The following is a 23,013-nucleotide window of genomic DNA, read 5'->3' as shown; positions in this document are numbered from 1 at the left end:
CTACTGCACTGCAGACGCACTACCCGAGAACTGGCTCTCGGGCCTCGGCAACCCGAAATGATCACGAAGCGTCGTACCCGTGTATTCGGTGCGGAACAGACCGCGATCCTGCAGGATCGGGACCACACGCTCGGTGAAGATTTCGAGTCCACCCGGGTAGTACGGCGGCATGACGTTGAATCCGTCAGCAGCACCGCTGGTGAACCATTCCTCGATCGTGTCAGCCACCTGCTCGGCGGTTCCGGCGAACACCCGGTGTCCGCGCGCACCCGCCAAACGATGAAGCAGGCCCCGAACCGTCGGACGCTCACGCTCGACTATGCCGGCGATCACCTGCAATCTGCTTTGCTTGTTGTCGGTGACATCACCTGCCGCCGCGAACAATTCGACAGGAACCGGTGCATCCAGTTCCAGATTCCGAACATCGGTCCCGGTGAGTGCACCGAGCTGCGCGAGCCCGTACTCCGGCGAGGTCAACTCGTTAAATTCTCGCTCGAGCGCCTTGGCTTGTTCCTCGGTGTCACCGATGAACGGGCTGATTCCGGGCAGAATCTTGACATGATCGGGGTTGCGCCCGAACTGAGCAGCCCTCGACTTGATGTCGGTGTAGAACGCCTGCGCATCGGAAAGTCTCTGGTGCGCTGTGAAAATCGCCTCCGCATACTGACCGGCAAACGCGCGACCGTCGTTGGACGCCCCGGCCTGCACCAGCACCGGGTATCCCTGCGGCGTTCGCGGTGCGTTGAACGGTCCCCGCACCCGAAGATGCCGGCCGACGTAGTTGATCTCGTGAATCTTGTTTCTGTCCGCGTAGATTCCGTTCTCCCGGTCCAGACTGATCGCGTCGTCCTCCCAGCTGTCCCACAACCGCACCACCGCGTCGACGAATTCCCTTGCACGCGAATACCGGTCGCCGTGGTCCGGATGCTTGGCCAGCCCGAAGTTGGCGGCAGCCAGATCCGTACCCGTGGTGACGATGTTCCACCCAGCACGTCCGTTCGAGATGTGGTCGAGCGAGGCGAACAGCCGAGCCAGGTTGTACGGCTCGTAGTACGTGGTCGACGCCGTCGCGATCAATCCGATCCGCTCGGTTGCCACTGCAATGGCCGTCAACAAGGTGATCGGCTCCAACGTTCCTGCGGGACCGTGCTCGACGTCGCTGCGCAACGCGGGACCGTCGGCGAAGAAGATTCCGTCGAACTTCGCCGCCTCAGCAGTGCGAGCGATCTCCTGGAAATACGTGACGTCGAACAGACGTTCCGGTGTTGTCCACGGATGACGCCACGCCGCTTCGTGATGACCGGCGGGGTGGATGAACGCGTTGAGGCTCAGTTGGCGCGGAGAATCAGACATGCCTGAATGCTGGCAACTGCCGCCGCAGTCCGACAGGGTTAGGGTTCGCGTGATTCCAACTCGGGGTTGGCAGCTCGGTATCGTCACATGGGTGAGCCGCGTAGTCGTAGCCGAGTTCGTACCGTCCGGATCGACAGCATCGGTTCTTCACCAGTGGTGTGAGGTCTTCGCCGAAGGCCAGCGTCACCTGTCCGGAACTGCGCCGACAGCGACGGCCCTGATGGAAATGATCGAGGCCGAGGACGGTTCAGTCGATGTGTGGCGTTGGATCGCACGCGACGGCGGAACGGACGAAGTCCTCGGCATCGCCCAGGCGCGACGCAACTCGGCGGAACCTGATCTCGCAGAGTTTCGGATGTACGTGACACCCCACGCGCAGCGACGAGGGGTAGGACGAGCGCTTGCCGAACTCGCCGAAGTCGACATCGCCGGGTTCGGCGTGCGAAGAATCAGAGTGACGGCGCTCGTCGGAAGCTCAGCCGAGCATTTCCTGGGATCGTTCGACGGCCACCGCGTGCTGCTTCGGTTGGCCAACCAGGTTCAGCACCTCAGCCCTCCCACCGCACACAGCGCCCGCCCCGGCTATCGAATCGTCAGTTGGCGCAACCGAACCCCGGACGAGCTGGTCCACTCCTTCTCGGAGGCATTGAACCGACTCCTCGACGCGCCGGGCGCCGAACTGCAGATGCCCGAACGTAATTGGGGAGCCGACGAGGTCAGATCGTGGGAACAGAAGATGACGGGTGGCTCTCAGGTACTCCTGGTGTGCTGCGCGGTCGACGACAGCGTCGGCGAAGTAGCCGCAGCGACAGTGGTGACGGTGGACGAACATGACAGCACCCACGCATCGCAGCATGACACCGTGGTACTTCCCCAGCACCGCGGACACGGTCTCGCTCGGTGGGTCAAGGAGCAACAAGCGTCTGTGTTGGCAGCTGAATTTCCCTCGCTGCGAAGAATTTACACAACGGTGAACGCGGAAAACCACCCGATGCTGACCGTCAATCGGAGCCTGGGATACCAGACCGTTGCGGAGCGGATCCTGGTGGAGATCAGGAGAGTCGAGAGTGCGTTGCACAAGCCTCGGTGACGATCTTCCTCCACAGGAGCGGGTGAGACTGCCAGAAGTTGTGCGCGACACCGTCGACGACCTCGAAACTACCGTTAGGCACGAGCTCGGCCAGTTGCTGCAACGGCCACGACGGGCGAATATCGTCGGCCGCCGCGAGAAATGTCATGGGCACGGGTGAGTCGGCCAACTGCCGAAACAGCTGTGGTTCATGGATCCATTCGATGAACGATTCTTGAAGCGATTGCCAGACAACAGGTTCCCAAGGTATCTGCGGGTCCGGCTCGATTCCCGCTTCGTACTGCTTCGACCAGGTCCGGTCCTTGTGGAGGCCGTGCCCCGCGATGCCGACGACGCCGGACACCGATTCCGGACAGTCGAGTGCGTACCGCACCGCCAAGTCGGATCCCCACGAGTGCCCCAGCACGACCCAGCTGTCGATCTCGAACGTGCGTCGGACCAGTTCGAGGTCCGCAACCGCCTGCGCCATAGTATGAGCGCCGCCACCGGACCGGCCGACTCCGCGTGGCCCAGGGCACCACGCGCGCATTCCTTCCGGAACCAGCTCGTCGTGAGCAAGATAGTGAACGCATCCCGGGCCGCCGGAGAGAACCAGAACGTCCGCCCCTGCCCCACCGACATCGATGTGAAGACGTACGCCGTCCGCGTCGACCACGTGCCGGGATTCCATGAGGGAAAAGCCTAACGCTTACGCGGGTATCCAGCCGCCGAGACGACAAATGCCGCCTCCATGAGCATCCACCCACCCACCTGCACCGAGAGGTCTCGCTCGGGCACGCTCGACGAGCGCACCGTTCCGGCGGCGAAGGTGGCGATGTCGCCGGACAGACTCGGCAACTGAGCATCCTTGGTCCAGTCATGCCCGAACAGCGGCAGACCTTCGATCTGCAGTCTGTTGTTCCAGGCCGCTTCCGCGGAGGACAGAACGATCTGCGCTGCGAGTTCGCGCGCTCGCAGGTCCTCGTGAGTCTCCCAGGACAAGTTCACCACCACGAACGCGAGGTAGCGAGCCAGGATTGCGTTGAACAGTCCGCCGTCGCCTCCGCCACCGCCCGTGATGACTCCGTACTCGGTCATTCCGTCGTACACCGCGTCGACGAGTTTGTGGACTCGCTCGCGGTGGCGCGGTTCGCCCAATCGCGTCGACAACTCGGTTTCCAACCCCAGCGTGACGCCCTGGCAGTACGAATAAATCGCGCGCTCGAGGGTGCCGTCGCGGCGGATACCGTCGAAGATCAGTCCGGAGTCCGGATCCCGCAGCGTCTCGTCGATCCAGTCGGCCGTTGCCTGCGCGCGCCAGAGTTTTCCGGTGCGCGCCAGCATGATTCCGGCGGGTCCGTTTGCCGGTGTGTTGTAGAAATCGGAACCTTTGCACCACGGAATACCGCCGCCGTCGGCCGGGGACCACGAATCGAAGAGTTGCGATTCGAGCGCCTGGACCGCGGTCCGGTGATCGACCGAGAACATACGTTGAGCACGTTCGAGCGAGAGGCCCAGCCACGCCATGTCGTCGTAATAGTTGTTGGTCCACGCCGAGACGTTGCGGACCCGCACACTGCGGGCAACCTTCGCCACCCGGCGACGACGCTTGGGCGTCGGGTCACGTTCGAGCGCGTCGATTGCAGTGTCGAGCAGGTGTGCTTGCCACCAGTAGTGCCACGGCTTGAACATCCGCTCGCGCCGAACAGCAGGCCAGGCAACCACGCCGAGTGCTGTCCGGGGCAGTCCCCACAGGCGCCGAAGGTGACGACTGACTATCGCGCCCTCAGCCGCATCGGCTCGCTCTGCCCACACTTCCTGCATAACTACCTATCCTGTCTGGTCGAGGCGCTACGCGCTAGCCGGAATTCGCGAGCGAGATCAGCGGGAATCGGCGAGATCGGCATGCTCACGTACCCACGCGTGCATCGCAATGCCGGCCGCGACGCCGGCGTTGATGCTGCGAGTCGACCCGAATTGCGCGATCGAGACCGTCATGGACGCAACCTCTTTCGCATGTTCGGTCACTCCGGGCCCTTCTTGACCGAACAGCAGGATGCACTCTCGCGGCAGGCTTGCCGTTTCCAGCGGCACCGACCCCGGGGTGTTGTCGACGGCAACGATCGTGAGTGAATTCTCACGGGCGTACTCGACGAGCTCGCTGATATCGGCGTGGTGAACGATGTGTTGGTATCGATCGGTCACCATGGCGCCCCGCCGATTCCAGCGCCGACGCCCCACGATGTGGACCGCGGCCGCAGCAAACGCGTTTGCCGTGCGGACCACCGTGCCGATATTGGCGTCGTGCGCGAAGTTCTCGATGGCGACATGCATCGTGTGACGGCGCGAGTCGATGTCCTCGACTATCGCTTCCCGCGTCCAGTACCGGTACTCGTCCAAGACGTTTCGACGATCACCCTCGGCGAGGAGTACGGGGTCGTAGCGCTCGTCTGTCGGCGGTTCCGTGTCGTGCCCCTCGGCCCACGGCCCGACGCCGTTGGGGTTCTCGCCCCACTCGGTGGGTCCCGGTTCACCGGCCCCACCGGAGACGTCGTCAGCTGCGACTTCGGTCATCAGTACACCTCGTTGGAATCTGCAGCCACCGTGAAGCCGTGCGTGGTCTGATCGTTGACACACGAGACGTCTGTCGCGGTGGTCGTACAGGTGAAACCCAGTTTGCTCAGCGGTTGACCGGCCGCCAACACCGGATCGGCGTCGGGACCGCCCGAGGTGTACACCTCTCCGCCCGAACACATGAAAGCACCCTCACCCTCGTCGGTGACGCGAATACCGTTGCCCCAGTTGACCATGCAGCTCTCCGGCCGCGGCGGAACCGGAGTGGTCGTTCCCTCGCACCCGGCTTCGATTCTGGTGGGCAACTTGATGATGCCGCACTGGAAGTTCCCGTCGGGAGTGGTGAAGTAGTACGACTCGTTGCGCTCGAACTGCACGTCCGTGAGCGTCGTCGTCGGTGGCAGCGTCGTGGTCGGTGGTTCGGTGGTCGTGGGGACGACGGGCGCGACGGTGGTGGTTGTCGTCGGCACTGCGGTAGTGGTGGTCGAACTTGGCTGCGCCGCTACGGTCGGCGCTGAATCCGCCTCCCCGCCGCACCCTGCGAGCACGAGCGCCGACCCGACGCCCAACAAGACGAACCCCACCCGAACACGAACCACCCGACTACCTCCACACACGTCATCTTGGCCCAGCAACAGCCGACAGTGCACTCTATCGTGTGGTCGACTAAGTGCTGGTGACGCGCTTGTTCATCAGCCGTGAGAGCCACGCGGGCGAGAACCGCGACGCACTGAGAAAGAGCTTCGCCTGCGTTCCGACCGGGTAGTGAACCTTGTGTACGCGTCCGGCGCCGCGTGTGGCCGCCCACAGTTCCTTCGCGACGTCGGTGGCAGTCAGCTTGATACCCAACGATCTGGTGGCTCCGGTGTCCATTCCAGTGACCATCGCGGTCTGGACGAACAACGGCCAGAGCGCGAGAACACGGATGTCGTGCTGTGCCCATTCCAGATCGAGCGCCTCGGTCAGGCCGCGGATCGCGAACTTGGTTGCACCGTACGTCGCCAGTTCGGGCTGGCCGTAGATCGCCGAAGCGGAGCACAGATTGACCACCTGAGCGCCGACGGTATCGCGGAGGTACGGGAAAGCCGTGTGCGTGCCGTTGAGGGTGCCGGTGATGTTGATGTCGACCATTCGGCGATGCGCCGCAAGAGAAATATCCTCGAACCGTCCCGAGGAGAGCACGCCCGCATTGTTGATCAGGATGTCCAGACGCCCGGACTCCCCGGCAAAATCGGCCAGACACTGCGCCCATCCCACCGGATCGGTGACGTCCAGGACACCCGTCACGACGCTCCCACCGAAACCGTCGATCTCGGCCTTCAAGGAGGCAAGGCCGGCGTCGTCGATGTCGAACGCGCCGACGCGGTATCCGTTGCGCGCGAACAACAGCGACGTCTCCCGCCCGATTCCAGCCGCGGCACCGGTGATGAAGACGTTCGGTTCGCTCATCCGGTCAGGCTATCCTGGATGTGGAGGAAATCTGATGAATCACCGTCGCGTCGTACACACCGTGTGTTTCATCGCGGTGGGATATCTGATCGTGCTCGCGGTGTGGCTCGGATGGCTGGTCGAGCACACCCCACCTGGCACTCTGCCCTATCAGATCGGCGGGCTACTCGCCGCTTTCGGCTCGGTACTCGGATTCGGAATGGCCTGGGCCAATCGACCGACCCGCGCCGAGCGCAAGCTCGAAAAGCACGGCCTCGAAGGGTGGGCACGAATCGACAAGGTCACACCCCTGCGCCGAACCGTCGACGGCGAGTTGGCCAAGCTCGCACTCCGCCTCACGGTTCCAGGTTCCGATTCGTACTCGGGCCGGATCGAGTACGAGATCCGACCCGAGTTCAAAGACAAGATCACTCCCGGATCCACGGTCACCGTCATGGTGGACCCGAAGAACCGAGACCGAATCATGCTGTGCCCGTGAAAAACTAGACGCTCTTCTTGCGTCCCAGCGCCAACATGCCCTCCACCAGCATCAGTTGCGCTCCCGCGTACGACGCCAGGATCACACCCTCGGCAGCGGCGCGGCCGGCGGTCCCTCGAATGAACAGTCGACGCACCACGATCAGCCCGTCGGACGCGGTGAAGAGCACTCCGCCCAATCCGAGCCAGGAGCGTCGATCCTTGTTCGGGACGACAACGTCGAGCACGGCCTTCGATTGCGGTGCCAGAGCGGGGTCTGCCGACAACGTCGAGGTGGTTCCCAACATCAATCCGTATCCGGTGAGCGGCGTCGACACGCTCGGTGCCTTGGCACGGAGCAGACCGGACGCCGTCGACCAACCGCTGATGCGGGGTTTGAGGGCAGCACGGGTCGGCCGTGCCCCGCGGCGCAGGAGAAGAGCCGAGTAACTGGCCTGCATCACCGCGAACGACGACGCGCCCTTGATCAGACGAGCATCGTTGTCCGGGTCGATCATGAACACGTCGCCGACGGTCGCAGCGGCGAGGCCGGCGAGAAGCAGTGCGGTATCGGCTGTTTCCGTCTCCGAGCGCTTGCGCAGCACTCGGGCCGCCAAGGCAGGTGCAATCAGCGGCTTCGCGATCTGCTGAACCCGCTCGTTACCGACCACTGCCCCGACCACCGTCGCTGCCGTCGCCGCCGCAAAAACTGCGTGCTCGATGCCCCACTTGCCCGCCATCACAATCCTCCTGTTGGTTACACGTCCAACAGCGACCGTACTGGGTCACTCAGGCAGCATCGCCGGATTTGACGTCCGCGCCGTAGACATCGACGTATTCCTGCCCCGACTGGTCACAGAGCACTGACATCAATTCGTCCGTCGCCGCGCGCACGACGGCCTGGTAGCCACGAAGTTCGCGGTACCGAGAGAAGTCGATCGGCTCCCCTACCGTGATCCGGACCTTGCTGAAGCGCCACATCCGCGTACCCGGCGGGTTGACTGCGTCGCCGCCGTGCACGACGACGGGAATGACCGGCGCCCCGGTTTCCAAGGCGACACGAATCGCTCCGGTCTTTCCCTTGTACAGGCATCCGTCGGGCGATCGCGTTCCCTCGGGATAGATCCCCCAGACGCCGCCTTTGTCGAGAATTCCGATGGCCGTGTCCAATGCCGCACGGGAGGCATCGGCGCCACTACGGTCGATCGGCACCTGACCCGCCCCACCGAAGAACCAGCGCTGCATCGCGCCCTTCACACCGGTCCCCGTGAAATATTCACTCTTCGCGACGAAGGTGATGCGCCGGCGCACCATGAGGACCAGGAAGAACGAGTCGACGACTGCCCGATGGTTTCCGGCGAGAATCACCGGCCCTTTCTTGGGGATGTGGTGCTGCCCCTCGATCGTCGGCCGCCCGAACAGCCAGAGGACCGGGCCGATCAGAACGTATTTGAACAGCCAATAGAGCACAGGGCATCACCTTTTCCGTCTAGTAGACAGTGTCTACGTCCAGAATAATAGACACTGTCTTCCATGACTGTCAGCAGCCTTCGCGAAACACTCGTCGCCACCGGCGTCGAGATTCTCGATGCCGACGGCGCCACAGAACTGACGCTACGGGAGATCGCGCGTCGGGCGGGCGTGTCGCACGGCGCCCCGCGGAGATACTTTCCGACCCACAACAGCCTGCTTGCCGCAATTGCCTCACACGGCCTGCGCGATCTCACCGAAAGACTCCAACCGGCACTTGTCGGCAAACAACCCGCTCGTAGCCGATTGATCTCGGCAGCAATCGAATACGTGTCATTCGCCCAGGAGCGGCCGGCGATGTTCGAGTTGATATTTCGCCACGACCTCCTCGAAGCCGCCGGCAGCAACCTCCGAGAGTCGTCACTCCCGCTCTTCGCCGCCCTGCAAGCCTTGACCGAAGAGGCCGACGCGTCCGATCCCACCACTTCTGCGGTGAACATCTGGACCGGAACCCACGGCATCGCAGTGCTGGCGGCAAATCGAAGCCTCGCGCTCGTTGCACCCGGCCTCGACATCGCGGCACTGGTCACCACAAGTGTGACGGACCACCTTTTACGGACTCGTTGATTTACATAGTTACCCTATGCAATAATATTTTTCGTGACAGATGAAGAGCAGCAACTGCACGAACTACTCGTCGACCTCGTGAGCAACACGCACCGCTTCGCGAAGCTGGCAGGTTCTTTCGCGTCCGATCAGTACCCACGCGCCTGGCTGCGCGCGCTCTCACTCCTCGAGGAATACGGCGAAATGCGGATCAGCGATTTCGCTCGACTCGACAGAAGCTCGCAGCCCTCTGCCACTGCCCTACTGCGCAAACTCGGCGAGAACGGTTACGTCGAACGCCGCGCCGACCCGGAGGACGCCCGCGCAGTGCGCGTCGCTATGACCGAGAAGGGTCGAAAGATCCTGAACGACGGCCGAAACGAGATCGCCGACGCTCTAGTCCCCCACTTCGTCGAACTCGGGCCCGAGCAGATCAAGAAACTGGCCGACGGATTGGCCGAATTGCGGTCCATCATCAAGACTTCCGACCCCAGCTGAAATACCCACCACTGAAAAAGGAGGTGGCCGTGAGCAACACGACCGCGACATCAACGCACCAGAACGAGGCTCCGCCGAGCCTCCTGAAACAACCGAAAGCGGTGTGGGCGGTAGCCTTTGCCAGCGTCATCGCCTTCATGGGCATCGGATTGGTCGATCCGATCCTCAAGCCGATCGGCGAACAACTCGACGCCACACCGTCGCAGGTTTCGCTCCTGTTCACCAGCTACATGCTCGTCACCGGCGTGGCCATGCTCATCACCGGTGTGGTGTCCAGCCGCATCGGCGCCAAGAAAACGCTTCTTGTAGGCCTTGCCATCATCATCGTGTTCGCCTCTCTGGCAGGCGCTTCCAGCACCATCGGCCAGATCGTCGGATTCCGTGCCGGCTGGGGACTGGGCAATGCACTCTTCATCGCAACGGCATTGGCGGCCATCGTCGGCGCGGCCAGCGGCGGCGTCGCACGGGCAATCATCCTCTACGAGGCTGCACTGGGCATCGGTATCGCGGTCGGACCGCTGGTCGGCGGCGTTCTCGGTGACATCAGCTGGCGCGCACCGTTCTTCGGCGTCGCAGCCCTGATGGCGGTTGCTTTCATTCTCATCGTCGTGATGCTTCCGAGCGCACCCAAGCCCGAACACCACACGTCCATCGCTGCACCGTTCCAGGCGCTGCGACACCGCGGGCTACTCACCGTTGCCATCACCGCGCTGCTCTACAACTACGGATTCTTCACACTGCTCGCGTACACACCGTTCCCCCTCGACATGGGGGCGTACCCGATCGGATTCATCTTCTTCGGATGGGGCCTGATGCTGGCGATCTCGTCGGTCTTCCTCGCCCCTCGCCTGCAACGACGCTTCGGCACACTACCGATGATGATGCTGGCGCTGACACTGTTCGCACTCGACCTCGGCATGATGGCGCTCTTCACCGAGAACAAGATCGTCTTGATCGTGGGTGTCGTCCTCGCCGGCTTGTTCCTCGGCGTGAACAACACACTCATCACCGAAACCGTCATGATCTCGGCTCCCGTGGAACGGTCGACCGCCTCGGCTGCTTACAGCTTCGTTCGATTCGTCGGCGGCGCCGCAGCTCCGTGGGTAGCCGGCAAGCTCGGTGAGTCCAACGTCCACATGCCGTTCTGGGTCGGCGCGGTGCTCACCCTCGCCGCCGTGTTCGTCCTGTCGAGCGGACGCAAGGTCCTCGCACACGTCGACGACCACGATCCCGCGCCGCACAGCGTCGACGAAGCACTCGCCGTCACCGTCGGCGACTGACCCCTGTGAGTGGTTGAGGAGTGCAGGGACTCCTTAACCACTCACGGGGCGTCAGCTCAGGTTCAGATCTTCCAGGCCCAGCAGCGATCGGTACTCGACGCCCTCGGCACCGATAATCGCGTCCGCACCCGTCGCGCGATCGACGACGGTAGCGACTCCGACCACTGTGGCCCCTGCCTCGCGCAGAGCCTTCACTGCTGTCAACGGAGAATTGCCCGTCGTGGTCGTGTCCTCGACAACCAGGACACGCTTGCCCACGATGTCCGGGCCCTCGATCTGACGCTGCATCCCATGAGCCTTCGCAGCCTTGCGAACGACAAACGCGTCGATCGGGCGTCCGGGAGCGTGCATCACCGCCATCGCAACCGGATCGGCGCCCATCGTCAAACCTCCGACGGCGTCGAAATCCCAGTCCGCGACCAGTTCACGCAGCAGCGAGCCGATCAGCGGCGCCGCCTTGTGGTGAAGTGTCGCGCGGCGAAGGTCGACGTAGTAGTCGGCTTCCTTGCCCGAGGACAACGTCACCTTTCCGTGTACAACAGCCAATTCGCGCACCAGCGCAGCCAAATCCTCACGATCGCTCATGAGTGCTCAGCCTACCGACCACCGGCTTATGCTCGGCTTCTGCCTCTGGGCTACGTTCGCCCGCGGCCTCGTCCAACGATGTTGGTCAACCGGCGAACCAGCCCCTTGGGAACCAGACGCCCAGCCGTCGTGAGGACCTTGTACTGAATTCCCGGAATGCTGATGACCTTGTCGTCACCGAGATCCTTCATCGACGCCGCAACCACCTGGTCGACGCTCAGCCACATCGGCTTGGGGATCGTGGACATCTCGATGCCAGCACGCTCGTGGAACTCGGTGCGGATGAAGCCCGGGCACAGCGCCTGAACGCGCACTCCCGTCCCGGCCAACCCGCCGGAAAGCCCTTCGGTGAACGAGATGACATAGGCCTTGCTTGCCGAATACGTCGAACCCCGCCCGGACAGCAGGCCCGCGACGCTCGCCACATTGACAATCGTTCCGTGCGCCGACGCGATCATGCTGGGCAGCGCCGCGCGGGTCAGCCGCATCACGGCGGTGACGTTGACGTCGAGTTGAGATTGAAGAAGCGCCGGATCTGCAGTCCAGAACTCGCCGGAGGTACCGAATCCGGCGTTGTTCACCAACACCTCGACGCCCTTCTCCAGACGAAGCGCGACGGTGTCGCGTCCAGCCTCCGATGCGAGATCGGCAACCAGAATCTCCGACTCGGTGCCGAACATCGTCTTCAACTCGGACGCGAGGTCGTGCAATCTGACCTCGTCACGTGCGACGAGAACCAGGTCGTATCCGAGGGAGGCGTATTTCTTGGCGAAACCGGCGCCGAGACCAGAGGTAGGTCCGGTCACCAGGGCAACGGGACGCACAGGGCGATCCGAGTGGGAAGTCGACATACCGGCCACGCTAGTGGTTATCGCGGCTGGACGGGAACCTTAAAGGTCAGTCGACCGGGCGAATTGTGCCCGAGCGCTGCGACGCCGGACGCTGAGCCGGCTTGTCAGCCGCCTCGGGCTTGCGCAGCGATTGATCCGGACGTGGCGCAGATTCCCGCGGTGCGGACTCACGCGGGGCAAATTCACGCGGCGGAGCTTCACGGGGCGGCGGCTCTTGACGCGAACGGGGCTGTTCTACCGGATCCGGAGTTGGGCGAGACTTCTCGGCGCCCGGCTGCGGGCGGCTCGGATCGTGATCGACCTCGAGTTCGTTGGGATCGGTGACGGGAGGCAGGACATGCAGAATGCCGGACAGGCGCGCAACCGACTCGATTGCAGCGTCCCAATCCCGGCCGTTACTGGTCACCGGAAGCGAACCGAGCGTCCACTGCCCTTCGCTCCACAGCATGCTGATCGACGGCGGAACCGATTCGGTGAACGCCACCATGCGCTGATCACAGACACGACGTGCGATCTCGAGATCGGTCGCGAAGACTACTCGTGAACCGATCGCACCCAGCAGGTTCAGGTCGCCGTCCTTGGGCGGAGCCGTCGATTTCAACCGAAGATCGATGTCGACGTCCGACCCGATCTCGCGGCGAACGGCGACGATGGTTGCGGTCTCTTCCAGGTCGAACAGCACGAACTGCTCTCCGCGACGACGGCCGCGGACGACGTCGGTGGCAGTGAGGTAGTCCTGCTTCGCCATGACCGCGCGATGCCATTCGCCTGCGAGCTGATCGTCAGTGGCCGTGTACGTGTATCCCTGCGCCTTGGCCCAGATCTGACGCACTCGCCCGGATTGATCTCGCCTCGTCCTGTCGACGTACAGGAGCGCACCCGCGCCTGCGAGTGCAATTGCTGCCAGTCCGAACCACATTCCAGTCATCACCCTCCAGGGTAGCGACTCGCGGCCTCAACCTCCCGCGACACCCTGGTGGACTCGCCTGATGTGTCGTGAACGACTCAGTTGCCGAACTTCGGCAACGACGTACTCAGAATCGTGTTGGCGGTCATCGTGCCGTTCTCCACCGGAGTTCCGTCGACGACGATGTTGTCTCCCGGTTGCAGATCGGCGATCGTGGCGCGATTGAGCGCGATGAGGGTGGTGTCGGCTGTGGTCAGAACCGTCACCTGCGATCCACCGATCGAATCGATGACCAACGTGCCGCCGTCGTTCGACTTGACGGTGCCGACGGCTCCCCCGGCGTCGCCGATGATTTCGCCGAGCCCGCCCGGGAGCTGGCTGAGCGGGGAATCCGTCGTCGGAGTCGGTGCCGTGGTGCTCGCCTTCGGCGGTGTGGTGGTCGGCGCCTGCGTCGTAGTGGTCGGCGGAACGAAAGCGGTCTGGGTTCCCTTGTCGTTCGAACCGAACGCCGAGAACGCGACGATCGCGATCACGGCGACCAGGATCCCGACCACACCGGCAGCCACCCACGTCGCGAGCTTGCGCTTCTTGCCGCCGCCCGACGACCCGTCTTCGACGAACGGCTGTTCCGGCGGAACTCCCCCGCCACCACCTGCAACCGGATATTGCTGTGTATTTCCGTACTGCTGTGTATTCCCGTACTGATCCGGGTTCCCGTACTGCTGGGCCGTGTACGGCGGATAGGCCTGCGTCGCACCTGGCGGCGGGGCCTGCGGATCGAACTGCGGGTTGTAGGCGGGGAAGGCCTGCGTGGGATTCGGCTGCTGCCCCTGCTGCCCCAAGTACTCCGTGTTCTGATCCGGGCCACCGTAGGGATACTGCTGCGCTCCCGGAAACTGCCCTGCCCCCGGCTGCTGACCGAAGTACTCCGTCGGCTGGTTCGGATTCTGGCCGGACACCGTCCCGTACTGCTCTGTCGGCTGGTCGGGCGTACGCCCCCACACCTCGGTGGCCTCGGGATCCTCACGGCGCGGCCCACCCGAGTTACGCGGATCGTTCTGATCGGTCATGCCTGGCTCACCTTCGGTTGGGACGAAAGAGCGTCGAAGTCGTTCGGAGAGGCGCGGGTGCAGACATCCCCAGTTCGAGCATCCAGCCATCCAGGGTAGAACAAAATGCGAATGCCCCGCCGATCCACTTGGATCGACGGGGCATTCCACTTACCGAATCAGGACAGAACCAACTGATCCGCGTCCTCACTGACACCGACGTGCACGGTGTCGCCGTCCTGGACCTTGCCGGCCAGGAGCAGCTTGGCGAGCTGGTCGCCGATCGACTGCTGAACGAGTCGACGCAATGGCCGAGCGCCGTACAGCGGGTCGTAGCCGCGCACCGCGAGCCACATCCGGGCCGCACCGTTCACCTCGAGAGTGAGACGACGCGCAGCCAGACGCTTCTGCAGCTGCTCGAGCTGGATGTCCACGATGTGCTCCAACTGCTCTTCGGAGAGCGAGTCGAAGACGACCACGTCGTCGAGACGGTTGATGAACTCCGGTTTGAACGCGTGGCGTACCGCGTCCATGACCTGCTCCCGCGTGCCACCGGATCCCAGGTTGGAGGTCAGGATCAGGATGGTGTTGCGGAAGTCCACCGTGCGGCCTTGACCGTCGGTGAGTCGGCCTTCGTCGAGCACTGCGAGCAGGACGTCGAACACGTCGGGGTGTGCCTTCTCGACCTCGTCGAAGAGGACCACCGAGTACGGGCGTCGCCGAACTGCTTCGGTGAGCTGGCCGCCGGCTTCGTAACCGACGTATCCCGGAGGGGCACCGACGAGTCGGGCCACCGAGTGCTTCTCACCGTATTCGCTCATGTCGATACGGATCATCGCGCGCTCGTCGTCGAAGAGGAAGTCCGCCAAGGCTTTGGCGAGTTCCGTCTTACCGACGCCGGTCGGGCCGAGGAACAGGAAGGAACCGGTGGGCCGATTGGGGTCGGCGACACCTGCTCGGGCGCGGCGAACCGCATCCGAGACAGCGACGACGGCGTCGGTCTGGCCGACGACGCGCTTGCCGAGTTCGGACTCCATGCGGAGCAGCTTCTCGGTCTCGCCTTCCATCATCCGGCCGGCCGGAATGCCGGTCCAGGCTGCGACCACGTCTGCGACGTCGTCCGGCCCGACCTCTTCCTTGAGCATCACGTCACCGTCGGAGGCGGCTCCGGAAGCGACTGCTGCCTCTTCCAGTTCCTTCTCCAGCGCCGGGATGCGGCCGTAGCGCAACTCGGCTGCCTTGCCCAGATCGCCGTCACGCTCAGCGCGTTCGGACTCTCCTCGCAGGGTTTCGAGCTGTTCCTTCAGCACGCGCACCGAGTCGATGGCCTGCTTTTCGTTCTGCCAGCGGGTGCTGAGCTGATTGAGCTTTTCGCGATCGTCTGCGAGTTCCTGACGCAGCTTCTCGAGCCGAGCCTTGGACGCGTCGTCTGTCTCCTTCTCGAGTGCCACTTCTTCGATTTCGAGTCGGCGAACAGTGCGTTCCACCTCGTCGATCTCGACGGGTCGCGAGTCGATCTCCATACGAAGTCGCGATGCGGCTTCGTCCACGAGGTCGATGGCCTTGTCCGGCAGGAACCGCGAGGTGATGTACCGGTCCGACAGCGCGGCAGCAGCCACCAACGCGGAGTCGGTGATGCGTACGCCGTGGTGCACCTCGTAGCGCTCCTTGAGACCGCGCAGGATGCCGATGGTGTCCTCGACCGAGGGCTCACCGACCAGCACCTGCTGGAAACGACGCTCGAGTGCTGCGTCCTTCTCGATGTACTTGCGGTACTCCTCGAGCGTGGTGGCACCGACCAGCCGCAGCTCACCGCGGGCGAGCATCGGCTTGATCATGTTGCCTGCGTCCATCGCGGATTCACCGGTGGCGCCGGCGCCGACGATGGTGTGCAACTCGTCGATGAAGGTGATGACCTGTCCGGCACTGTTCTTGATGTCGTCGAGAACTGCCTTGAGGCGTTCCTCGAATTCACCGCGGAACTTGGCACCGGCGACCATGGACCCGAGGTCCAGGGACACGACGGTCTTGCCTCGAAGCGATTCCGGGACGTCACCCGCGACGATGCGTTGGGCAAGGCCCTCCACGATCGCGGTCTTGCCGACGCCGGGCTCACCGATGAGTACCGGGTTGTTCTTGGTACGACGCGAGAGCACCTGCACGACACGGCGAATCTCGGTGTCGCGACCGATCACCGGGTCGAGCTTGCCGCTACGTGCAGCTTCGGTGAGGTCGGTGGAGTACTTTTCCAGCGCTTGGTAGGTGCCTTCGGGCTCCGGGCTGGTGACGCGAGCGCTGCCGCGGACGGTGGTGAAGGCTTCACGCAATGCGTCCTGGGTAGCGCCATGACGTACGAGCAACTGCGCGACGTCGGAGTCGCCGCCGGCCAGTCCGTAGAGGACGTGCTCGGTGGAGACGTATTCGTCGTCCATCTCGGTGGCGAGGTGCTGAGCAGCAGTGAGTGCCGCGAGTGCCTCACGCCCGAGTTGCGGGGTGGAGCTTGCGCCGGTTGTCTTGGGCAGGCGATCGACGATTGCCTGTGCTTCACGGTGTACGACCGTGGGGTCGACGCCTACAGCTTTGAGTAGTGGGGCAGCGATGCCGTCGGTCTGGTCGAGCAATGCGACCAGCAGATGGGCAGGCCGGATATCGGGATTACCCGCCGACGACGCCGACTGCAGTGCAGCCGTCATCGCAGCCTGGGTCTTGGTTGTTGGTGTGAACGAGTCCACTTGTCACCTTTCTGGCGAAGTCGAACGGGAAGAGCCGCGACCGGTTGGTATTGCGACTGTGTCAATATGCTCAACGCGGACAAACTTGAGTCTATTCCGCTCAAGTTTGTTTTCGCCAGGCCGAGTTGGTTTCGTAGGTCACATTTTCAGCCGTACTAGAATTGTGGCGAGAGTTGCAGCTGGTGCGAAAGGGGGATGGATTGGATCCGACAGTGATCGCCCGTCTGCAATCCAGCCTCGATTCTCTGACCGACGACGAAGAGAGCCGTGCGCACTTCTCGGCAGTGTTCTACACCGGCCTCTTCGCGGAACATCCTCTGTACCGCTCATTGTTCCCGGCCGGGATGGAATCGCAGGGGCACCGTTTCTTCAGAGCGATCGAGTTCGTCGTCAAGAACCTTCCCCAGCATCGTCGGATCCGCAAGTTCCTCACCCAACTCGGCCGCGATCATCGCCGCTACGGCGTCGAGCGTGAGCACTACGAGGCTGCCGGTGTTGCACTCGAGCGCGCGGTTCGGTCGATGTACGGAACCAGCGCGCACAGTCGCTACAAGTGGACGCCGGAACTGGAGGACGCCTGGTCTCAGTTCACCGACCTCGTCGTGAGCACGATGGCCGACGGCGCCGAATCCGATACGACCCCGGCGCTCTGGGGCGCAACCGTGGTCAGCCACGAACGAGTCCTCGACGATCTGGCGATAGTGCGCCTCGAAGCCGACCCCCCCATTCCGTACGGGGCGGGACAGTACGTCGGCGTTCAGATTCCCCAGCGCCCGAAAATGTGGCGGTACTACTCACCGGCGATTCCGACCAACCCTTTCGGTCAGCTCGAGTTCCACATCCGCAAGGTGTCGGGAGGATGGGTCAGCCCCGCGATCGTCAGCGAGACCAACGTCGGTGACCGCTGGGTCATGTCCACTCCCCTCGGCGGTCTCGAGGTCGACTTCACCAGCGACCGTGACGTTCTCATGATCGGATCCGGCACCGGCATCGCCCCACTGCGGGCACAGGTGATGGAAATGTCCCAACGTGCGCACAATCCGCGCGTGCACCTGTTCGTCGGCGGCCGGTATCCGTGCGACCTCTACGACCTCGAAACGCTCTGGCACATCTCGCTCAGTAATCCGTGGTTGACCGTCGTACCGGTGTCCGAAGAACCCGAAAACCCTTGGTGGCACAACGGACCGGTGTTGGAGCCACCCTTCGGAATGCACAGCCGACTGATCGGACCGATCGGAAAAGTGGTCTCGCAGTTCGGCTCGTGGGCCGACCGTCAGGTGCAGATCTCGGGGTCACCGTCGATGATCAAGACCACCGTCTACGCCTTGCGTGCCGGCGGAACTCCGCTCGACCAGATCCGGCACGACCCGCTCTACTGACTACAGGAGAACTTTCATGGCCCAGCGAACCTGGTCGAGCACAGTCGTCGAACATCACCGTCTCCGTGAGGATCTGGCGGTTGTCCGCTTGGTCGGCGATGTCGTCCCCTTCCGCCCCGGCCAGTACGTCGATGTCAGCGTCCCGCAGAATTCGCGGTTGCTCCGCCGACTCTCCCCCGCCCTGCCTCCCTCACACGACGGGAAGTTGGAGTTTCACGTCAAGACGGTTCCCGGCGGTTGGGTCAGCGGTTCGATAGTCAAGGACACCCAACCCGGTGACGTCTGGCAGATCCTCGACCCGCGCGGCAACCTGTCCGTCGACGAGAACGGCCCCACCGTCATCATGGTCGCGGGCGGAACCGGCTTGGCCCCACTCCGGTCGATCATTCTCGATCTGGCTCAGACCCCGAACCCGCCGCAGGTGTACCTCTTCTTCGGCGGCCGAACGCTTCGCGATCTCTATGCGGCGGACATGTTGTGGCTACTCGCCGATCAGTTTCCGTGGTTGCAGCCCATTCCCGTCGTCGAAGATCTCTCCGACGGCGGCCCGCCCGACGGATGGTTCGACCGTTTGAACGTCGACATCGGATTCGGCGACGATCATCTCATCGAAGGCACGCTCGCCGACGTCGTCGCGTCGTACGGTGCGTTCACCGAACATCAGGTCTTGGTGTGCGGATCAGCGGCCATGGTTCGATCGACGCGTGATCGATTGATCGAGGCCGGAACGCCGGCCGAGGTCATTCAGTTCGATCCGTACTGACGGTCAGTACGTCGGATCATTGCGAACGGTGTCGACGTCGATGCCCACCGCGCGAAGCCTGAATTTGGTGCTGTTGACCATGGATTCACTGCCGACGACCTGGATGTCGTAGCCCGCCCAGTCCCCGAACGAGGTCACGACCTTACCGACCTTGCCGACGATGCGCCTTGCCATGCCGATCGGCGGCAGCGGTTCCGGCTCGGTGTGCCACCACGGATTCTCGTCTTCTTCCGAGACCGGGATGATCGTGAGCCACGGGTGCTTCTCGGCCAGCTTCCACAGATGCGGAAGGTCGTAGAGATCGCACGGATGCTGTCCGGAGTAGAACAGTTGGACCTTGCGAGTGTTGCCGCGTCGGATCAGTTCGAGGATCTGAGCGCGAAGAGGCGCGACACCTGTTCCCGACGCGATCATCAAAAGGTCCTTGGAGTTCTCCGGAATCCCCAGGGCGCCGATGGGCGAACCGACCACCCAGGTGTCACCGACAGCGGTTTGGTTCACCATGACCGGGCTGACCCACCCGCCGGTGACCTGACGAACGTGGAACTCGAGGACTCCAGTCCCGTCGTACGGCGTGGCCGGTGAGAGGTAGCGCCACATCCGCGGCCTCGCGGCGACCTGCACGCTGACGTACTGACCGGCGCGGTATTGCATAGTCTGGTCGAGTTGCAGCCTGACGACGGCGACGCCCTTGATGACCGGGCGGCATTCGATGACGGTGGCACTCCAGGCGGGCGGGCCGTCCTCCGCGTTGGCGGCGTCCATCATCGCTGCCGAGATGATCGCGAGCGCGTTGCGCCATGCGCTGTCGACCTCGTCGGTCCACATTTCGGCGCCACCGAAAGTCTCGAGTGCTTCGATCAGGGCATTGCCGACTGCCGTGTAGTGCTCGTCGGTGACGCCGTACTTGCGGTGATCGCGGCCGAGCTGCGCGAGGTACTCGAGTATCGCGTCGGACTCGTCGAGGCGTTCGACGACGTGAGCGATAGCGCCGACAAGCCGGTCCCGCTGCACATCCATCGCTGCCGGAAAGAACTCCCGGGTTTCGGGCGATCGAGCGAACAGGATCGAATAGAAGGTACGGGCGAGCCGTTCCGGACCATCTTCTACCGCAGCGACGGATTTGAAGCTCGACCGGACCAGAGAGATTGCTTGCGAATCCACGCTCATCCTCGTCCCGACTAGACGCGGCAAGACCCGCCGCGGAATTTCGTCTGCAGCTTATGTCACAAATGTCTGACTCGTAAATCATTCTGGACAAGTGTCACAATGCGACCCCATTTCGCGGTGTGACCGTCCCTTTCTTATTCTTGCGTGCAAGATAAACAAGAGCTTCGACACTCTCAATCGCCGAGCTAACGTTCAGCGAAATCTCAACCAGCCAAACAGGAGTCGTGCCGTGGATTTTGTTCGACAGGACGAATTGCCCACCGATAGCGGGCTTACGTCCCAGATCGCCTCCACCACCCCGACGCTGACCGAGCTTCAACGTCGGGAACTCGAGTGCGTCGAATTTTTCGACTCTCCGGAACTGGGCCACCTCCCGACGTCTCGGCGGCGCGAGGCCTTGCGTGAGCTCCACCGGACCGGTACCTACACGCACACAGCGGAGGAATTGCTCGTCGGCGCCAAACTCGCCTGGCGAAACCACGCCAGGTGCGTCGGTCGCGCGCATTGGCGGACCCTCAAACTCATCGACGCGCGCGACGCCGTCACGGCTTCCGCTCTCGCAGAAGCGTGCTGGGAGCACCTGCGACTGTCGACCAACGGCGGCGCTCTGCAGTCCGTCGTGACGGTCGGGCCGCTTCCCCGCGAGGACGGCCAGGAGTACCGCATCCTCAGCCCGCAACTGATCCGCTACGCCGGCTACCGGCAACCGGACGGCACCATCCTGGGCGACCCGTGGCACGTCGATCTCACCGCTCAGGTCACCGCGATGGGATGGAAGGGCGCCGGCACGGCGTTCGACGTTCTCCCCGTGCTGATTTCGGTTCCCGACGAACCCCTGCAGTACTTCGACGTCCCGACCGACCTCGTTCTCGAGGTCGAGATCGAGCATCCCGAATACAGCTGGTTCGCTGATCTGGGGCTTAAATGGCATGCCGTTCCCGCGGTCTCGGACATGAACCTCGACATCGGCGGAATCGTTTATCCCTGCACACCGTTCAGCGGTTGGTACGTCAGCACCGAGGTCGGTGCACGCAACTTCAGCGACACCGATCGCTACAACATGTTGCCGACCATCGGGGCGATGATGGAGCTCGACATGAGCCACGACCGCACGCTCTGGAAGGACCGTGCACTGGTCGAACTGAACCGTGCAGTTATCCACAGCTACCGCAAGGCCGGCGTCATCATGGTCGACCATCACACTGTCGCAAAGCAATTCATCGATCACATCGCGCGTGAGGACAAGGCCGGGCGCAAGTGCCCGACCGACTGGTCATGGGTGAACCCGCCCATGTCCAGCTCGCTCACGCCGACGTTCCACCGCCTGTACGACGAGCCCGATCTCGACATCCGGCCCAACTTCGTGACTAAGAAGAAGAAGGGCACCGACCAAGGCCGGTGCCCCTTCCACAACTGATCGCACTCAGAAGGGGATCTGCCCCAATCCGACACCGACCACGAGCATCGTGATCGAGATCAGGCCTGCTCGCCACAGGACCTTCTTGTGGTGATCCGCCAGAGAAACACCGGCGAGCGTGACCAGCAGCAGGATCGCCGGGACCAGCGGACTCTGCATGTGCACGGCCTGCCCGGTGATCGAAGCGCGCGCCATCTCCACCGGCTCGATGCCGTACTGGGCTGCCGTCTCGGACAGCACCGGCAGCACACCGAAGTAGAACGCGTCGTTGGTCATGAAGAATGTGAGCGGGATACTCAGGACGCCCGTGATGACGGCCAGATGCGGGCCCATCGCGTCGGGAATGACCTGGAGCAGCCACTCTGCCATCGCCTCGACCATGCCGGTTCCCTGGAAAACGCCGGTCAGCACCGCTGCTGCCAGCACCATCGCGACAACGGAGACGATGCTCGACGAATGGCGTGCGATTGCTTCGCCCTGATCCTTGACCGCCGGGAAGTTGACCGCGAGAGCGATCGACGACGCAATCATGAACAGCACCGGGATGGGCAGGATGTCCATCACGAGCACGACGAGAAGGATCGTCGTCAGCGCGGCGTTGAACCAGAGCAGCTTCGGTCGCAAGGTGTCCCGCTTGGGGTCGAGGCCGTCGATGAATCGTCCGGTGTCGCCGCCGTCGTCTTCGGAGTCGTTCGAGCCGCCGGTGCCGGCGCTACCGGTGCTGGAACTTCCACCGTTTCCGACCTTTTCGAGGATGCGCTCAGAAGTCAGGACCAAAGTCCCGATCCTGCGACGCTCCATGATCCCGAGGTGAATCGCGAATCCGAGCACCATGATCAGGCCGACGATCAACGACGGCACCATCGGGACGAACACGTCGGAGGGCGAGAGTCCCAGCGCGCTAGCCGCCCGCACGGTCGGGCCACCCCACGGAATGATGTTCATCGTCGCGTTGGACAAGCCGGCGATCACCGTCAGTACAACGGGACTGACACCGAGTTTGAGGTAGAGCGGCAGCAGCGCGGAGGTCACGATGATGAAGGTCGTCGAACCGTCTCCGTCCAGCGAAACCACCATCGCGAGCACCGCGGTGCCGACCACGAGCCGCATCGGATCGTCTCGCACCATCCGCAAGATGAGTTTGACCAGCGGATCGAAGAGGCCGACGTCGATCATGATTCCGAAGAAGATGATCGCGAAGAACAACAGCGCCGCGGTGGGTGCGAGCGACTTGATGCCGTCGGTGATCATGTCGCCGATGCCGAGGCCCGCTCCGGCGAGTAGTCCGAAGGCCACCGGCACCAGGGTCAGTCCCACCACCGGGGTCGCGCGTTTGGTGAGGATCAGGAACATGAACACCGCAACCATGAGGAAGCCGAGTGTGACGAGCATGATGAACTCCTTT

The 23,013-nt window shown here is 63.3% G+C and carries 23 protein-coding genes; 8 read left to right on the top strand and 15 right to left on the bottom strand.

Annotated features, from left to right (window positions below; translation table 11 throughout):
• The gene (locus B0E55_RS18750; protein WP_007726771.1) at window positions 1–1,353 is read right to left on the bottom strand and encodes an LLM class flavin-dependent oxidoreductase; all 1,353 of its coding nucleotides are present in this window, start codon (window positions 1,351–1,353) and stop codon (window positions 1–3) included.
• A gap of 91 nt (window positions 1,354–1,444) precedes the next feature.
• On the opposite strand from B0E55_RS18750, the gene B0E55_RS18745 reads away from it, so the two are divergent.
• Window positions 1,445–2,443, top strand: a complete 999-nt coding sequence (locus B0E55_RS18745) for a GNAT family N-acetyltransferase (RefSeq protein ID WP_235867838.1) — start codon at window positions 1,445–1,447, stop codon at window positions 2,441–2,443.
• On the opposite strand, the gene B0E55_RS18740 is transcribed toward B0E55_RS18745, so the two are convergent.
• From B0E55_RS18740 to B0E55_RS18720, 5 genes are all read right to left on the bottom strand, one after another.
• Window positions 2,406–3,113, bottom strand: a complete 708-nt coding sequence (locus B0E55_RS18740) for an alpha/beta fold hydrolase (RefSeq protein ID WP_080910189.1) — start codon at window positions 3,111–3,113, stop codon at window positions 2,406–2,408. The genes B0E55_RS18745 and B0E55_RS18740 overlap by 38 nt on opposite strands.
• An 11-nt stretch (window positions 3,114–3,124) precedes the next feature.
• Window positions 3,125–4,246 (bottom strand): glycoside hydrolase family 76 protein, encoded by a 1,122-nt coding sequence (locus B0E55_RS18735; protein WP_019749443.1) that lies wholly within the window; start codon window positions 4,244–4,246, stop codon window positions 3,125–3,127.
• A 57-nt stretch (window positions 4,247–4,303) separates the two neighbouring features.
• Window positions 4,304–4,996 (bottom strand): TrmH family RNA methyltransferase, encoded by a 693-nt coding sequence (locus B0E55_RS18730; RefSeq protein WP_020906640.1) that lies wholly within the window; start codon window positions 4,994–4,996, stop codon window positions 4,304–4,306.
• Window positions 4,996–5,595 (bottom strand): DUF6636 domain-containing protein, encoded by a 600-nt coding sequence (locus tag B0E55_RS18725; protein ID WP_020968805.1) that lies wholly within the window; start codon window positions 5,593–5,595, stop codon window positions 4,996–4,998. The genes B0E55_RS18730 and B0E55_RS18725 overlap by 1 nt, the downstream gene beginning before the upstream one ends.
• A 67-nt stretch (window positions 5,596–5,662) precedes the next feature.
• Entirely contained in the window at window positions 5,663–6,445 is a 783-nt protein-coding gene (locus tag B0E55_RS18720) for an SDR family oxidoreductase (protein ID WP_020906638.1), read from the bottom strand.
• A 34-nt stretch (window positions 6,446–6,479) separates the two neighbouring features.
• On the opposite strand from B0E55_RS18720, the gene B0E55_RS18715 reads away from it, so the two are divergent.
• Window positions 6,480–6,923, top strand: a complete 444-nt coding sequence (locus B0E55_RS18715; RefSeq protein WP_020906637.1) for a hypothetical protein — start codon at window positions 6,480–6,482, stop codon at window positions 6,921–6,923.
• Between the two features lie 4 nt (window positions 6,924–6,927).
• Here B0E55_RS18715 and B0E55_RS18710 read toward each other — a convergent pair whose 3' ends face one another.
• Complete coding sequence (locus B0E55_RS18710) at window positions 6,928–7,641, bottom strand: lysoplasmalogenase (RefSeq protein ID WP_021343244.1); 714 nt, start codon at window positions 7,639–7,641, stop codon at window positions 6,928–6,930.
• Window positions 7,642–7,690: 49 nt separating this feature from the next.
• Window positions 7,691–8,371: a lysophospholipid acyltransferase family protein gene (locus B0E55_RS18705; RefSeq protein ID WP_019749437.1), complete on the bottom strand. Its 681-nt coding sequence runs from the start codon at window positions 8,369–8,371 to the stop codon at window positions 7,691–7,693.
• 63 nt (window positions 8,372–8,434) lie between these two features.
• On the opposite strand from B0E55_RS18705, the gene B0E55_RS18700 reads away from it, so the two are divergent.
• The 3 genes from B0E55_RS18700 to B0E55_RS18690 are packed head-to-tail and all read left to right on the top strand — an operon-like array spanning window position 8,435 to window position 10,755.
• A complete protein-coding gene (locus B0E55_RS18700; protein ID WP_019749436.1) occupies window positions 8,435–8,998 on the top strand; it encodes a TetR/AcrR family transcriptional regulator in 564 nt (187 codons plus the stop codon).
• A 33-nt stretch (window positions 8,999–9,031) separates the two neighbouring features.
• Window positions 9,032–9,475 (top strand): MarR family winged helix-turn-helix transcriptional regulator, encoded by a 444-nt coding sequence (locus B0E55_RS18695; protein WP_020906635.1) that lies wholly within the window; start codon window positions 9,032–9,034, stop codon window positions 9,473–9,475.
• A 23-nt stretch (window positions 9,476–9,498) separates the two neighbouring features.
• Window positions 9,499–10,755, top strand: coding sequence for an MFS transporter (locus tag B0E55_RS18690; protein WP_020906634.1), 1,257 nt, complete (start codon window positions 9,499–9,501; stop codon window positions 10,753–10,755).
• A 51-nt stretch (window positions 10,756–10,806) separates the two neighbouring features.
• Here B0E55_RS18690 and pyrE read toward each other — a convergent pair whose 3' ends face one another.
• The 5 genes from pyrE to clpB form a co-directional block, all read right to left on the bottom strand.
• Window positions 10,807–11,340 carry an orotate phosphoribosyltransferase gene (pyrE, locus tag B0E55_RS18685; RefSeq protein ID WP_019749433.1) on the bottom strand — a complete coding sequence of 178 codons (534 nt, stop codon included), beginning with the start codon at window positions 11,338–11,340 and terminating at the stop codon, window positions 10,807–10,809.
• Window positions 11,341–11,390: 50 nt separating this feature from the next.
• On the bottom strand, window positions 11,391–12,191 hold the full coding sequence (locus B0E55_RS18680) for an SDR family NAD(P)-dependent oxidoreductase (protein WP_029254745.1): 801 nt from the start codon (window positions 12,189–12,191) through the stop codon (window positions 11,391–11,393).
• A gap of 46 nt (window positions 12,192–12,237) precedes the next feature.
• Window positions 12,238–13,110, bottom strand: coding sequence for a hypothetical protein (locus tag B0E55_RS18675; RefSeq protein ID WP_080910224.1), 873 nt, complete (start codon window positions 13,108–13,110; stop codon window positions 12,238–12,240).
• Between the two features lie 86 nt (window positions 13,111–13,196).
• Window positions 13,197–14,168, bottom strand: a complete 972-nt coding sequence (locus B0E55_RS18670; protein ID WP_080910188.1) for a hypothetical protein — start codon at window positions 14,166–14,168, stop codon at window positions 13,197–13,199.
• A 158-nt stretch (window positions 14,169–14,326) separates the two neighbouring features.
• Window positions 14,327–16,879 (bottom strand): ATP-dependent chaperone ClpB, encoded by a 2,553-nt coding sequence (gene clpB, locus B0E55_RS18665; RefSeq protein WP_020906630.1) that lies wholly within the window; start codon window positions 16,877–16,879, stop codon window positions 14,327–14,329.
• A 182-nt stretch (window positions 16,880–17,061) separates the two neighbouring features.
• Between clpB and B0E55_RS18660 the strand changes: the two genes are divergently transcribed.
• Together B0E55_RS18660 and B0E55_RS18655 are read left to right on the top strand one after the other, a co-directional pair.
• Complete coding sequence (locus B0E55_RS18660; protein WP_046379818.1) at window positions 17,062–18,258, top strand: FAD-binding oxidoreductase; 1,197 nt, start codon at window positions 17,062–17,064, stop codon at window positions 18,256–18,258.
• 16 nt (window positions 18,259–18,274) lie between these two features.
• Complete coding sequence (locus B0E55_RS18655; protein WP_003944435.1) at window positions 18,275–19,021, top strand: FAD-binding oxidoreductase; 747 nt, start codon at window positions 18,275–18,277, stop codon at window positions 19,019–19,021.
• Between the two features lie 3 nt (window positions 19,022–19,024).
• On the opposite strand, the gene B0E55_RS18650 is transcribed toward B0E55_RS18655, so the two are convergent.
• Window positions 19,025–20,185: a globin domain-containing protein gene (locus tag B0E55_RS18650; protein ID WP_029254742.1), complete on the bottom strand. Its 1,161-nt coding sequence runs from the start codon at window positions 20,183–20,185 to the stop codon at window positions 19,025–19,027.
• 235 nt (window positions 20,186–20,420) lie between these two features.
• On the opposite strand from B0E55_RS18650, the gene B0E55_RS18645 reads away from it, so the two are divergent.
• The gene (locus B0E55_RS18645) at window positions 20,421–21,608 is read left to right on the top strand and encodes a nitric oxide synthase oxygenase (RefSeq protein ID WP_020906627.1); all 1,188 of its coding nucleotides are present in this window, start codon (window positions 20,421–20,423) and stop codon (window positions 21,606–21,608) included.
• Window positions 21,609–21,614: 6 nt separating this feature from the next.
• Here B0E55_RS18645 and B0E55_RS18640 read toward each other — a convergent pair whose 3' ends face one another.
• The gene (locus tag B0E55_RS18640) at window positions 21,615–23,000 is read right to left on the bottom strand and encodes a CitMHS family transporter (protein ID WP_003944372.1); all 1,386 of its coding nucleotides are present in this window, start codon (window positions 22,998–23,000) and stop codon (window positions 21,615–21,617) included.
• Window positions 23,001–23,013: the final 13 nt, after the last annotated feature.

Source organism: Rhodococcus sp. 66b, from assembly GCF_002076325.1.
In the GTDB taxonomy this organism is placed as follows: Bacteria; Actinomycetota; Actinomycetes; order Mycobacteriales; family Mycobacteriaceae; genus Rhodococcus_F; species Rhodococcus_F erythropolis.
The sequence above is the reverse complement of the archived record's forward strand: the minus strand, read 5'-3'. Positions and strand labels throughout refer to the sequence as shown.